This window comes from Mesorhizobium sp. M0189 (assembly GCF_040322135.1).
Lineage (GTDB): Bacteria > Pseudomonadota > Alphaproteobacteria > Rhizobiales > Rhizobiaceae > Mesorhizobium.
The window spans coordinates 247,498-261,662 of record NZ_JAMYSW010000007.1 but is presented as its reverse complement, the minus strand read 5'-3'; the positions used below and the strand labels follow the sequence as shown (position 1 = coordinate 261,662).

The 14,165-nt window shown below is 60.2% G+C and carries 13 protein-coding genes; all 13 read left to right on the top strand.

What is annotated here, in order from left to right; all coding sequences use genetic code 11:
* Window positions 1-14 precede the first annotated feature (14 nt).
* The 13 genes from NKJ09_RS16080 (at window position 15) to NKJ09_RS16020 (ending at window position 14,165) form a co-directional block, all read left to right on the top strand.
* The gene (locus tag NKJ09_RS16080; protein ID WP_352494685.1) at window positions 15-1,583 is read left to right on the top strand and encodes an amino acid permease; all 1,569 of its coding nucleotides are present in this window, start codon (window positions 15-17) and stop codon (window positions 1,581-1,583) included.
* 84 nt (window positions 1,584-1,667) lie between these two features.
* Entirely contained in the window at window positions 1,668-3,038 is a 1,371-nt protein-coding gene (locus NKJ09_RS16075) for a glutamine synthetase family protein (RefSeq protein ID WP_352763032.1), read from the top strand.
* 137 nt (window positions 3,039-3,175) lie between these two features.
* Entirely contained in the window at window positions 3,176-4,564 is a 1,389-nt protein-coding gene (locus NKJ09_RS16070; RefSeq protein ID WP_352494687.1) for an aldehyde dehydrogenase family protein, read from the top strand.
* A gap of 42 nt (window positions 4,565-4,606) precedes the next feature.
* A complete protein-coding gene (locus NKJ09_RS16065) occupies window positions 4,607-5,098 on the top strand; it encodes a DUF2569 domain-containing protein (protein WP_352494688.1) in 492 nt (163 codons plus the stop codon).
* 38 nt (window positions 5,099-5,136) lie between these two features.
* Window positions 5,137-6,309 (top strand): iron-containing alcohol dehydrogenase, encoded by a 1,173-nt coding sequence (locus NKJ09_RS16060; RefSeq protein WP_023719041.1) that lies wholly within the window; start codon window positions 5,137-5,139, stop codon window positions 6,307-6,309.
* Between the two features lie 244 nt (window positions 6,310-6,553).
* The gene (locus tag NKJ09_RS16055) at window positions 6,554-7,660 is read left to right on the top strand and encodes an ABC transporter substrate-binding protein (RefSeq protein ID WP_023719042.1); all 1,107 of its coding nucleotides are present in this window, start codon (window positions 6,554-6,556) and stop codon (window positions 7,658-7,660) included.
* 72 nt (window positions 7,661-7,732) lie between these two features.
* A complete protein-coding gene (locus tag NKJ09_RS16050; protein ID WP_352494690.1) occupies window positions 7,733-8,626 on the top strand; it encodes an ABC transporter permease in 894 nt (297 codons plus the stop codon).
* Window positions 8,623-9,417 (top strand): ABC transporter permease, encoded by a 795-nt coding sequence (locus tag NKJ09_RS16045; protein WP_352494691.1) that lies wholly within the window; start codon window positions 8,623-8,625, stop codon window positions 9,415-9,417. The genes NKJ09_RS16050 and NKJ09_RS16045 overlap by 4 nt, the downstream gene beginning before the upstream one ends.
* A 15-nt stretch (window positions 9,418-9,432) precedes the next feature.
* Entirely contained in the window at window positions 9,433-10,497 is a 1,065-nt protein-coding gene (locus NKJ09_RS16040; RefSeq protein ID WP_023719045.1) for an ABC transporter ATP-binding protein, read from the top strand.
* Between the two features lie 341 nt (window positions 10,498-10,838).
* A complete protein-coding gene (locus tag NKJ09_RS16035; protein ID WP_023719046.1) occupies window positions 10,839-11,225 on the top strand; it encodes a class I SAM-dependent methyltransferase in 387 nt (128 codons plus the stop codon).
* Window positions 11,161-11,997, top strand: a complete 837-nt coding sequence (locus NKJ09_RS16030; RefSeq protein WP_198030481.1) for a class I SAM-dependent methyltransferase — start codon at window positions 11,161-11,163, stop codon at window positions 11,995-11,997. The genes NKJ09_RS16035 and NKJ09_RS16030 overlap by 65 nt, the downstream gene beginning before the upstream one ends.
* A gap of 27 nt (window positions 11,998-12,024) precedes the next feature.
* Window positions 12,025-12,975, top strand: a complete 951-nt coding sequence (locus NKJ09_RS16025) for an NAD-dependent epimerase/dehydratase family protein (protein ID WP_352494692.1) — start codon at window positions 12,025-12,027, stop codon at window positions 12,973-12,975.
* A gap of 17 nt (window positions 12,976-12,992) precedes the next feature.
* Window positions 12,993-14,165: a glycosyltransferase family 4 protein gene (locus NKJ09_RS16020; RefSeq protein ID WP_352494693.1), complete on the top strand. Its 1,173-nt coding sequence runs from the start codon at window positions 12,993-12,995 to the stop codon at window positions 14,163-14,165.

Genomic DNA, 14,165 nt, shown 5'->3' with positions numbered 1-14,165 from the left:
AAGGGGACTTCAAAATGGTAGCACCGGGTTACAGCGAAGGTGACAAGAAGGAGGACCTGAAAGTTCTCCACGGAATGGGCTATGCTCAGGAACTGTCGCGAAGCATGAGCCGCTTCTCGAATTTCGCGATCTCGTTCTCGATCATCTGCATCCTCTCAGGCGGCATCAATTCCTTCGCGCAGGCGACATCGTCCATCGGTGGCGCCGGCGCTGGTATCGGCTGGATCGTCGGGTGCATGGTTTCGGGATTTTTCGCGCTCGCCATGGCCCAGATCGCCTCGGCATTTCCGACCGCCGGCGGCCTCTATCACTGGGCATCCATTCTGGGGAACCGTTTCACTGGCTGGCTTACCGCATGGCTCAATTTGCTCGGCCTGATCACCGTGCTCGGCGCGATCAACATCGGAACGTCTTTGTTTTTCTACGGGACCTTCGGCGCAGGGCTTACCACCGACGGTGTTGCGTCTCCGGCTCAAGTCGTTGGTTTTGTTGCCATTATCACGGTCCTTCAGGCGCTGTTCAACCATTTCGGCATCAAGCTGACCGCCATGCTGACGGATGCGTCCGGCTTCCTGATTCTCGGAGCGACGGCGGTGCTGATCGTCGCCTGCCTGGTGTTTGCTCCAGCGATCGACATCACCCGGTTGTGGACGTTCACGAACTATTCGGGCGATGCGGGCGGCGGTGTTTTCCCGCAGTCCGATTCCATGACGTATCTCTTCCTGCTCTGCCTGCTGCTGCCGGTTTACACCATTACTGGCTATGATGCGTCGGCGCATACCTCGGAAGAAACGTTGAGGGCGGCGCACTCGGTTCCGCGGGCAATCGTTTCATCCGTGCTCTGGTCGTCGCTGATCGGCTGGGTGATGCTGTGCGCGATCGTGCTGGCAATTCCGGATATGGCGGCAGGCGCCAAGCAAGGGTGGGCCGTGTTCTTCGAAACCATGAACGCGATCTTGCCAGGATGGTTAAGGACACTGCTCTATCTGGCCATCCTGATCTCGCAGTTCCTCTGCGGCCTCGCTACGGTGACCTCGGCCTCGCGCATGCTGTTTGCCTTCTCTCGCGACGGCGGCATGCCGGTCGGTTCGGCCGGGCTCGCCAAAGTCAGCCCAACCTGGCGCACGCCGGTCAATGCCATCTGGACAGCTGCGATCCTCGAGATCATCTATGTCTTTCTTGCCCAGTTCATTTCGATCGGCGGCACCAACATCTACACCATCGTCGTCAATTCGACGCTGGTGTTCCTGTTCCTGTCCTTCACCATTCCGATCGCGCTCGGCATGATGGCTTTCGGAACGGCGAAATGGCCGAATCCCGGCCCATGGAATCTCGGTGCCGGCCTGTTCAAGCTGTTTTGCATCCTGTCGGTCATCGGCATGGCGATCATTTTCTACATCGCCATCCAGCCGCCGAACGACAAAGTGCTCTATATCACCCTGGGCTTCATTGTACTGACTGCGGTGCTTTGGTTCGGTTTCGAGAACCGCCGCTTCCAGGGTCCGCCCATCGGCGACCAGATCGCGAAGCGCCAGGCGGCGATCAAGGCAGCCGAGATAGCTGTCGGCGAAGCCGGCGCCTGACGCTCTCTCATGACCATGGCCGGCATCGCGCCGGCCATGGTTTCATTCCCTTTTCAAAACGACTAGCGCTGGAGTGCCGTAAGAATGGCCGGAAATTTCTCGTTCGATCAGTTGAAGCAAGCGGTCTCCAGCGGCGAGGTCGACACCGTGCTGGCCTGCATCGTCGACATGCAGGGGCGGCTTGCGGGCAAGCGGTTCCTGGCCCGGTATTTCGTCGATTCCGCGCATGACGAGACGCATGGCTGCAACTATCTGTTGGCCGCCGACATCGATATGGAACCGGTGCCCGGTTACAAGGCGGCGAGCTGGTCGAAGGGTTATGGCGATTTCGTCATGAAGCCGGACCTTGCGACGCTGCGGCGCATTCCGTGGCTGGAGAAGACGGCGCTGGTGATCTGCGACGTGCTCGACCACCATACCCATGACGACCTGGCGCATTCGCCGCGCGCCATGCTGAAGAAGCAGGTCAAGCGGCTGCAGGAACGCGGCTATATCGGCTATTTCGCGTCCGAGCTCGAATTTTATCTGTTCAGCGAGACCTACGATTCCGCCCGCAGGAAGCACTGGCAAGGCCTCGAGACGGCATCGCCCTATATCGGCGACTACCAGATCGGCATCACCACCAAGGAAGAGGGCGTCATGCGCCGGCTGCGCAACGAGATGGAGGCGGCCGGCATCCCGATCGAGAATTCCAAGGGCGAGTGGGGTCCCGGCCAGGAAGAGATCAATGTTCGCTATGCCGAGGCGCTCGACATGGCCGATCGCCACGTCATCCTGAAGAACGGCGCGAAGGAAATCGCCGAGTCCGAAGGCAAGGCGATCTCGTTCATGGCCAAGTACAATTACGGACTCGCCGGCAATTCCAGCCACATCCACAATTCGCTATGGAGCGCCGACGGCAAGACGCCGTTGTTCTACGACAAAAATGCTGAGTGGACGCTGTCGACACTCGGCCAGCAATGGGCGGCCGGCCAGCTCAAATATGCCAAGGAATTCACCTGGTTCCTGGCGCCCTACATCAACTCCTACAAGCGCTTCCAGGCCGGCACCTTTGCGCCGACCAAGATCATGTGGAGCGAGGACAACCGCACCGCCGGTTTCCGTCTTTGCGGCGAGGGCACCAAGGGCATCCGCATGGAATGCCGCATCGGCGGTGCCGATTTGAACCCCTATCTGGCTTTCGCCGCGCTGATCGCGGCCGGGCTTGCCGGCATCGATGAAAAGCTTGAACTGCAGAAGCCCTTCGTCGGCGACGCCTACCAGGTCTCGCAGTTGCCTGAAATTCCAAAGACATTGCGCGACGCTACCGCGACGCTGGTGGAATCGAAGATGCTGAGGCAGGCACTCGGCGACGATGTGCTGGAACATTACGTCCACACGGCACACTGGGAACAGTTCGAATACGACCGCCGGATTACCGACTGGGAACTGCACAGGGGGTTCGAGCGGTATTAAATGACCTGGCAACGTCGGCGCCGCCCGCCCCTCACCTTTACCCGCTCTCTGTGAAGAACGGGGCCAACGCCGGTGTTTCGTCCCTTCTAGAGCGGCGTCACCAACGAGAATTATTGTAGAATGTGAGGACCCAAGGCATGACCGAAACGGTCAAGATAAAATCCCCCATCGACGGTTCGATCTATGCCGAACGGCCTCTGGCCACGGACCAGGCGATCGGTGCCGCGGTCGAACGTGCCAAGGCGGCGCAGGAGAAGTGGGCGCAGACGCCGGTCGTCGAGCGCGGCAAGTACATGCTTGCCATGCTGGAAGCGCTGGTCGCCATGAGCGACGAGATCGTGCCGGAGATCGCCTGGCAGATGGGCCGGCCGGTGCGTTATGGCGGTGAGTTCGGCGGCGTCAAGGAACGCGTCAGCTACATGGTCGAGATCGCCGAGGCGGCACTGAAGCCGGTCATGGCTTCCAACCCGAAGCACGGCTTTCGCCGCTATGTGAAGAAGGTGCCGCTCGGCGTGGTCATGGTGATCGCGCCGTGGAACTATCCCTATCTCACTGCCGTCAACACGATCGTGCCCGCGCTGATGGCGGGCAGCGCCGTCATCCTCAAGCACGCGGCACAGACATTGTTGGTCGGCGAACGGTTTCAGCAGGCGTTCGACAGAGCCGGCCTGCCCAAGGGCCTGTTCCAGAACCTCGTTCTGAACCATGCGCAGACCGAAAGGCTGCTCGGCTCCGGCAAGATCGACCATGTCAACTTTACCGGCTCGGTCGCCGGCGGCCGCGCCATCGAAAAGGCGGCGGCGGGCACCTTCATGACGCTCGGCCTCGAGCTTGGCGGCAAGGATCCGGCCTATGTGCTGCCGGATGCCAAGATGGACCATGCCGTTGCCAATCTGGTCGACGGCGCCTTCTTCAATTCCGGCCAGTGCTGCTGCGGCATCGAGCGCGTCTATGTCCACGAGAAGGTCTACGACGAATTCGTCGAAGGCTTCATCGCCGAGACCAGGAACTACGTCGTCGGCAATCCACTCGACCAGGCGACCACTATGGGGCCGATGGCGCAGGCGCGCTTCGCCGACCTGATCCGCGAGCAAAAGGCGGAGGCGCTACGCAAGGGCGCCAAGGCGCACATCGACATGAAGGTGGCTAACGACAGGCAAGGCTCGCCCTATCTGGCGCCGGAAGTGCTTACCCAGGTCGACCACCAGATGAGCGTGATGCGCGAGGAAAGCTTTGGCCCGATCGTCGGTATCATGAAGGTGCGCCACGACGAGGAGGCGATCGCGCTGATGAACGACAGCCCCTATGGGCTGACGGCCTCGATCTGGACGCGCGACACGGACCATGCGGCGGCGATCGGCGATCGCGTCGAGACCGGCACCGTGTTCATGAACCGCTGCGACTATCTCGATCCGGCGCTGGTCTGGACCGGCGTCAAGGACACCGGCAAGGGCGCGGCACTGTCGGCCATCGGCTACGACAATCTGACCAGGCCGAAATCATACCATCTGCGCGAGGTGATCTAAGGTGGCGATCGGCAAGCCAACGATCGCTGTTGAGAGGGAGTAATGGCGGATACGCAACAATCGGCGCTGCCGGATCGTGAAGGTCCCGAGGGTATCGGCGGTTGGCTTGTCCTGCCGATGCTCGGGTTGATGCTCACCCCGATACTAGGGTTGGTACAATTGCACAATACCGACTATCTCGGCATGTTACAGAACTGGCAGGCCTTCAGTTTGTCCCAAGGTGTGCTGATTGTTGTCGAATTGGTGATATCCGGCATACTAAACCTTACGGCCCCGGCCCTATTATTGTTCTTCATGTTCAAGCGCTGGCAGATATTCCCCGGCTGGTACATGATTTGGGCATTCGCGATGCCGATATATTCCGTTGTCGATTCATGGGCCGGGTATCTGGCTTTTCCCGACAGCTTTCCATCGCTGGACGATGCGTTCGATAAAGAAACGATGCGCGACATTTACCGTTCGGTCTGGGCCGCAGCCATCTGGATTCCGTACATGATGCGGTCAGACCGTGTGGCCAATACCTTTGTGAATTAACAACAGCCGAGAGCATGAAAGCAGTCAAGAAGGTCGAAATGACAAAACTCGTTTCCAAATGGAATTACCCGACGACCGTCCGCTTCGGCGCCGGACGCATCAAGGAACTGCCGGAGGTGCTGGCGGCGACCGGCATCAAGCGGCCGCTGTTCGTCACCGACCCGGGACTGGCCAAGCTGCCGGTGGTGGCCTCGACGCTGAAGATCCTCGACGACGCCAAGGTGCCGTATGGCGTGTTTTCCGAGGTCAAGCCGAACCCGGTCGATTCCAACCTGACCGCCGGCATCGCCGTGTTCAAGAAGGGCAAGCATGACGGCGTCATCGCCTTTGGCGGCGGCTCGGCACTCGACCTCGGCAAGCTGATCGCCTTCCAGGCCGGGCAGACGCGGCCGGTCTGGGATTTCGAGGATGTCGGCGACTGGTGGACGCGCGCCGATGCCGATGCGATCGCGCCGATCATCGCGGTGCCGACCACGGCCGGCACCGGCTCGGAGGTCGGCCGCGCCGGCGTCATCACCAATGAAGCGACCCACACCAAGAAGGTCATCTTCCATCCGAAACTTTTGCCTGCGATCGTCATTGCCGATCCGGAACTGTCGGTCGGCATGCCCGGTTTCATCACCGCCGGCACCGGTATGGATGCGCTCGCCCACTGCCTCGAAGCCTATTGCGCGCCGGGCTATCACCCGATGGCCGACGGCATTGCCGTGGAAGGCATCAGGCTGGTCTTCGAAAACCTGCCGAAAGCCTATGCCAACGGCAAGGATCTGGTCGCCCGCGCCAATATGATGAGCGCCGCTGCGATGGGCGCGGCCGCCTTCCAAAAGGGCCTTGGCGCCATTCATTCGCTGTCGCATCCGATCGGCGCGCTCTACGACACCCACCACGGCATGACCAACGCAGTGTTCATGCCCTATGTGCTGGCCTTCAATCGCGAGGCGATCGAGCCGCGCATCGCCCGGCTCGCCGCCTATTGCGGCATCAAGGGCGGTTTCGACGGCTTTGCCAAGGCGATCGTCAAGCTGCGCAAGGAGCTCAAGGTGCCGCACGCGCTGCCCGGCCTGATCAAGGGGCTCGACATGGACAAGAAGCGCAAGGGCCTGATCGCCGACATGGCGGTGGTCGATCCGACCGCCGGCGGCAACCCGGTCAAGCTGACCAAGAAGGCGGCGCTGACGCTGCTGGAAAACGCCATCGCCGGCGCCGTCTGAGGCAACTTCAGCATTGCAAATCCATTTGGGAAAAAAGAGGCGAAGAAAGGGGGAAAGGATGAAAGGCAAGGCCGAAACTAGTTAGCCGGAAAAATAACGGCGTAGCGATTGCTACAGCCGGTTAAAAAGAGTTTACTTTTTCGTACTGCAGGGCATCGCTTTCACAAAGCTTTCATCTGGCTGTCACACGAAAACGATACCGCATCGCAGGCGTCCAACGGCGTCAGTTCAACGGAGAGAACACATGTTCAAATTCACGGGAAAACTGCTTTCCCTTTCGGCCGTCGCCCTGATGGCGACCTCTGCCATCTCGTCGGCCCAGTCCATGGATGAACTGGTCGCCGCAGCCAAGGCGGAAGGCCAGCTCACCACGATCGCGCTGCCGCACAGCTGGTGCGGCTATGGCGACGTCATCGCCGGCTTCAAGGCAAAATATCCGGGGATCACCGTCAACGAACTCAATCCCGATGCCGGCTCCGGCGACGAGATCGAGGCGATCAAGGCCAACAAGGACAATAAAGGCCCGCAGGCGCCTGATGTCATCGACGTCGGCCTGTCTTTCGGCCCGTCCGCCAAGGCAGATAACCTGATCCAACCCTACAAGGTGTCGACCTGGGATACGATCCCTGACAGCGCCAAGGATGCCGATGGCTTCTGGACCGGCGACTACTACGGCGTGCTCGCCTTCGGCGTGAACAAAGCCGTCGTGCAGAACGCGCCACAGGACTGGGCTGACCTGCAGAAGCCGGAATATGCCAACTCGGTGGCGCTCGCCGGTGACCCGCGCACGTCGAACAACGCCGTCATGTCGGTCTACGCCTCGGGCCTCGCGGCTGGTGGTACCGGCGGCCAGGACGCCGCCGCCAAGGGTCTGCAATTCTTCAAGCAGCTCAACGATGCCGGCAACTTCGTGCCGGTCGACGCTGAAGCGGCAGCTGTCGCCCAGGGCACGACGCCGATCGTGATGAACTGGGACTACAACCTGCTTGCCATGCGCGACAAGATGGCCGGCAATCCGGAAATTGAAATCGTCGTGCCAAAGGGAGCGGTGGTCGCAGGCGTCTACGTTCAGGCGATCAGTGCCTATGCGCCGCACCCGAATGCCGCCAAGTTGTGGATGGAGTATCTCTATTCGGACGAAGGCCAGCTCGGTTGGCTGAAGGGCTACTGCCACCCGATCCGCTTCAACGATCTCGCCAAGAAGGGCGTGATCCCGAAGGAGATGCTGGACAAGCTGCCGGCCGCCGAGAACTATGAAAAAGCGGTCTTCCCTACTTTGGAGGAACAGAACGCTGCCAAGAAGGAAATCAGCACGAACTGGGATGCCATCGTTGGCGCCGTCGTGAAGTAATTCATAGGGCGCTGGGCGGTTCGCCGCCCGGCGCCCTATGCCAACTTCGGGAACTCCATGGCAGATTCCACAATGTCCCAGACAGCCAGCGTCAGTCCTGGCGCGCCGGAGATCAGCCGCCTTCGGCTGCCACTGCATTGGTTAGGCGTAACTCCGTTCTTCATTTTCGCGCTGCTCTTTCTGATCTTGCCCACGGTAGGGCTGGTCGCGGGCGCGTTCAAAAATGCAGCTGGCGACTATACGCTCGATAACATCATAGCGTTGTCGCAACCCAAGCTCGCGGCGGCCTATTGGGTATCCATTCAGATCAGCTTTGTTTCTGCGATCCTTGGCGCCTTGATCGGCCTGGCAATGGCCGTGGCAGTCGTTCGCGGAGGTTTGCCGTCGTGGTTACGCTCGGCGACCTTGACCTTCTCGGGCGTCGCCTCGAATTTCGCCGGCGTGCCGCTGGCATTCTCGTTCATCGCGACGCTAGGTCGGCTCGGAGTGGCGACAATCCTGTTGCGAGACATTTTCGGCATCAACATCTATTCGCTCGGCTTCAGTATCTTTTCGTTTTGGGGCCTAATCCTCACCTACCTTTATTTCCAGATTCCATTGATGATTGTCATCATCACGCCGGCGGTCGATGGGCTGAAGAAGGAATGGGGTGAAGCTGCCGCCACGCTCGGCGCAAGCAATTGGCAATATTGGCGCATGGTGGTCATCCCGGTCTTATGGCCGAGTTTTCTCGGTACGACGGTCCTCCTCTTTGCCAACGCGTTCGGGGCGGTCGCAACAGCCTATGCACTGACGGGGCCGTCACTCAACATCGTGCCCATCCAGCTGTTCGCGCAGATTCGCGGCGACGTGCTTTACAATCCGAATCTAGGCTACGCGCTTGCATTCGGCATGATAGTCATCACCGGCTTGGCCAACCTCTTCTATATCTTGTTCCAACGGCGAGCCGAGCGGTGGCTGAAATGAAGCAAGGCAGCCGCTTTTGGGCTTGGCTCGTTTTTGGCGTGGGAACCGCCTATTTTGTCCTGCCGCTTTTGGCGACCTTTGAATTCTCCTTGCGTAAGCGGCGCGGGGAATACTCCTTTGACGCCTACCGCTCAGTCTTCGAAGATCCGAATTTCCAGACGACATTTACCTACTCCGTCGTTGTGGCGGTTTTCACCATTCTTTTGGGCGTGCTCCTCGTTGTCCCGACGGCCTACTGGATTCGGCTGCGGCTACCGAATCTGCGGCCGCTCATAGAGTTCATCACTCTGCTGCCGCTGGTTATTCCCGCTATCGTCATCGTCTTCGGCTACATCAGAATGTTCGGTTCGAATTCAACGCTGCCTTTCCTGGCGACAGCGCGCGGCACCGATGTTCTGCTGGTCATCGGCTATGCAGTGCTGGCGCTGCCTTATATGTACCGGGCGGTCGATACCGGTCTCAGGACCATCGACGTCAGAACGCTCACCGAAGCCGCACAAATCCTCGGCGCCGGCTGGACCACCATCATCGCCCGCATCATCCTGCCGAACGTACTGATCGCCGTCTTATCCGGCGCGTTCCTGAGTTTTGCCATCGTCATCGGCGAGTTCACCATGGCCTCGCTGTTGAATCGCCCAGCCTTCGGCCCCTATCTGCAGAACATCGGCGCCAACAGTGCCTATGAGCCGTCGGCACTGGCGATCATTTCGTTCGCCATCACCTGGGGCTGCATGTCGCTGATCCAGATCCTGTCGCGCTTCGCGCCGAAATCGGCAAACCGCCCGAACTGATCGAAAGAAAAAGTCATGGCCGAGCCATTCCTCTCAATACAGCAGGTGCAAAAATCCTTCGGCGCCACCACCGTGGTGCAGGATTTCAACCTCGACGTCGAGCCGGGCGAATTCGTCTCCTTCCTCGGGCCATCGGGCTGCGGCAAGACGACGGTGCTGCGCATGGTCGCCGGCTTCGAGGAGCCGAGCGCCGGCAAGATCGTGGTGGCCGGCAAGGACATCACCCGGCTCAAGCCCAACCAGCGCAATGTCGGCATGGTGTTCCAGGCTTACGCGCTGTTTCCGAATCTGACCGTGGCGCAGAACATCGGCTTCGGGCTGAAGGTCGCGGGCATGCCCAAGCCCGATGCCGACAGGCGCGTTGCCGAGATGCTCGACCTCATCAAGCTGCCGCAGATGGGCGATCGCTATCCCTATCAGCTCTCCGGTGGCCAGCAGCAGCGTATCGCGCTGGCGCGGGCCATCGCGCCGAAGCCGAAGCTCCTGCTGCTCGACGAGCCGTTGTCGGCGCTCGATGCCAAGGTGCGCGTATCGCTGCGCGAGGAAATCCGCTCGATCCAGAAGAAGCTCGGCATCACCACCATCTTCGTCACCCACGATCAGGAAGAGGCGCTGTCGATTTCCGACCGCATCGCTGTGATGTATGGCGGCAAGGCCGAGCAAGTCGGCACGCCGTTCGAGATCTACAACCGGCCGGCAACCAAATTCGTCGCCAATTTCGTCGGCACGCTGAACGTGCTGGAAGGCACGGTCACCGACGCGGCTTCGGGCAAGGTGCGCGTCAACTCGCAAGAGGTCTCGCTCAAGGGCAAGCTCAACGGCTCGAAGTCCGGGGACACGCTGTCGCTGGCGTTGCGGCCCGAGGCGATCTCGCTCGGCCGCCACCCCGGCCGCGACTCCAGCCTTTCGGGCGAAATCGCCGAGGTGCATTTCCTCGGTTCGGTGATCCGGGTGCGCGTCGGCATCGGCGGCAGCACGGTCTCGCTAGACACATTCAACAGCCCGGCAACGCCGCCGCCTGCCGTCGGCGAAAAGGCCGAGATTTCGTTCTCGTCCGGCGACATGCTTGTGCTGCATTGAGGCAGTTCTGGAAAACTGTTCCACATTTTCCTGGGATCGCCTTCAGGCGATCCGCCAATAGACAGGCGGATTTGCCTCGGCGCGAGCAAAAGAACCGGATCTGCTCAGACCCAAGCTTGGTAGCGTGACAATTGTCGATCGGACGAATATACGGAGGTCGCGACGGTGTGATTTCCTGTGCTCCACATTTAGTCAGGGAATGTTGCAATCGCGGTCAATCTCATGCGTCAAAAGAGACAAGCAGACCGCCAAGGGAAACCCGCTGGGGAGTGAAGATTGATCCTTGAATTGGAATTGTCTGCAGCCGGTTTTGTGACCTGCAGTTTGGGACATTTTGGCTGATGGGCTCCAGCAATTTCCTGGACTCTGAAGACGCTGTGCGCAGGTTGCCTGGTCATCCGGAACAGGCCGACTTGGCGCGCGCAGCGTATTTCCATCAACTGAAATCGATGCCGGCGCGCCGCTATCATGGAAGTGCCGAGTTGCGCCGCAATTTGCCGAAGCAGCTTGGGCGAGCCTTTGATCTCGGGGTGGGCAATGGAACCCTGTCTCTTGCGTCGGCGGCCGATGGATGGCAGGTCACGGCGGTTGAGCCGGACCCTAGCGCGTTGACCGGAACTGATGCGATTCGGGCGCCCGCCAGAAACACCGGTACGCGCATTGATGTCGTCGAAGCCGGTCACCTGGTATCGTTCATTTGTGAAAAGGAAGATCGTGATGTCGGCTAAAGGGGTCGAAGAAGCGCGGCCGATAACAGTCACTGATACCGCGGCTGACATCTACTCGGACAGTCAGTACCTTGCCAACAATCCTGACTGGCATCTGGCCGATACAGCCTGGAAGGCGCGCGAGATCGCAAACATCCTGGAGCGCAACAATGTTGTCTGGCGCGACGCCGTCGAGGTCGGCTGCGGCAGCGGCGGCATCGTCGGCAAATTGGCCGCGCAATATCCGGGCAGACCTATTCATGGATACGATATTTCCGAAGACGCAGCAAAACTCTGGCCGCTGCAAAAGGCGTCTGGCGCGATCTTCCACCACGAGGATTTTCTGGCGACCAAGTCAGTGCATGACCTTGTCATGCTGATCGACGTCTTCGAACATGTCGAAGACTATATGGGCTTTTTGCGGGCACTGCGCCCGCACGGCCGCTATCACGTTTTTCATATTCCTTTGGACCTTCACGTCCAGGGACTGGTTCGGCGAGCTTACATGCACGCACGTCAGAAGGTGGGGCATCTCCATTATTTCACGCGCGAGACCGCGCTTGCGACGCTTGAGGACACGGGTTACACGGTGGTCGATTGGCACTTTACCGACGTGGCGGGCGAAGCCAACGTTTCCACGAGGCCTCTGCGCACCAAATTGCTCAATCCAGTGCGCAAACTGATAGGCAGCGTTGCCCCCGCTACCAGTGCGCTGCTGCTGGGCGGCTTTTCCCTCATGGTGCTCTGCCGGCCGCGCGATGATCCGTCCGCGCCGGCTGCCATGCCCTTGTGAACTTCAGATAGCCGGAGAGAAATCCTGATGACGAATCCCCAACGCGTCCTCGTTACGGGCGGAGCTGGTTTCATAGGCTGGCGGTGCGCGCGAAATCTCGCCAAGGACGGCGCTCGGGTGTTGATCGCCGATAATCTTTCGGTCGGCATGCCGATGCCTGACATGGACGGATGCGAGACGCGGGAGATCGACATCCGCGACAAGAGTGGGATGGTAGAGTTGGCTGAGGGTTTCAAGCCCGACACCATTATCCACCTGGCGGCTATTCACCACATTCCGACATGCGAGCGACAGCGCGCCTATGCGTTGGACGTGAACGTGGTCGGCACCGAAATCGTCCTCGATGCTGCTGAAAAGGCTGGTGTCGGAACGGTCGTGCTGGCGTCCAGCGGCGCGGTGTACGACTGGGTCGATGCCCCGCTCGACGAGGATGCGACCAGGACCTGGCCTTGCGACAACTATGCTCTGTCCAAGCTGACCAATGAAAGCCAGCTTCGTTTCTGGGCCGACAGGACCGGCGGGAGGGGGCGTGTGGCGCGCATCTTCAACACTATCGGCCATGACGACCCCAATGCGCATCTCATTCCCGATATTCTCAACCAGCTCTACAATGCCAAGGGCCAGGCCAGGATCGCATTGGGCAATCTGAAACCGCGGCGCGACTACATCCATGCGGAGGATACCGCTGCCGGGGTGGCGGCTTTGGCCGGCGACACTGGTGAGGCGAGTTTCGATGTGATGAATATCGGTTCCGGCAGGGACGCATCGGTGGAGGAGCTTGTTCGCCTGATCGGAGCGGCGATGAAGGTCGATATCGAGATCGTCGAGGACAAGGCGCGCTTACGCAGGGTCGACCGCGCAACGCAACTGGCCAAGGTGGACAAGATCGGAAATCGAGTTGGCTGGTCCGCCAAGATCGAACTTCCAGCCGCCGTGGCCGATATCGTGCGCGGGTTTCCTTTCAAAAAGGCAGGCTGAGGCATCGAGGGGCGAAGATGATTACCGCGGGCTTCACGCTCATCGGCCGAGGCAACTGGTCAGGTGGGGAGACCTACCTGCGCAACATGCTCGGCGTTATTTCCAGCGAATTGGCCGGGAAGTTGCAGGCCAAGCTGTTCTTAACTCCGGCGCAGGCAGAAAAGATCGGCACATCGATGGATGCTTTCCTGGCCGCGCCGCCGATCGTCGATGCGAAGGTTGCTGATTTTGGCCGCGGTCGCAACGCCATCCGGGCGCTGGCCAGCGGCAGCGACGCCGATGCGGCACGGATACTAAGCCACGAAGGCGTCGACGTGGTGTTCGAGCCGGCGCAGTTCTACGGCAACCGTTTTCCGATTTCTGTCGTATCGTGGATTCCTGACTTCCAGCACCGACACTTGCCACACCTGTTCTCGCGCTCCATGTGGTGGCGTCGCGATTTGGGATACCGTCTGCAGACGTCCGGCAAACGCATCATCCTGTTGTCGAGCGATGACGCCAGGCGGGACTGCGAGATGTATTATCCCGCAGCACGCGGCAAGACGGCGGTCGTTCGGTTTGCAATCGATCTTGATCCGGCCCCGCATATAGCAAGGCAGGCGGAGGTGATCGCACGGTATGAACTGCCGCAGCGTTATTTCTACCTACCGAACCAGTTCTGGTCGCACAAGAACCATGGGCTTGTGATCAAAGCATTGGCGCACATATCGGCAAATGGCGGGCTTGATAAGGTTGCCCCCGTGATCTTGACCGGGCGAACCGAAGACCCGCGCAATCCCCGACATTTCGACCAGTTGCTGGCTAGCGCCAGGGAGGCCGGCGTGTCGGGTCATTTCCGTCATCTGGGCCTTGTGCCTTACGAGGATGTGTTCGGCCTCAACGCTGCTTCCGATGCTCTCATCAATCCTTCGCTGTTCGAGGGCTGGTCAACCACGGTCGAGGAAGCCAAGGCGCTCGGCACACGGATGCTCCTCTCGGATATCAGCCTTCATCGGGAGCAGGCGCCAAACGCGACGTTCTTTCCGGTCGACGATGCCGTGGCGTTAGCGTCCGCCATGGTCACAATGTCTCAGGGACCGGCGCGAACGCATGAAAAGGCCGAAAAGCTGCGTGCCGATCATGCGGCGCGTCGCCAGATGTATGCGGACGCGCTTCTTGGAGCATTCCAGCGCGCCGCCGCAGTTCGCTGA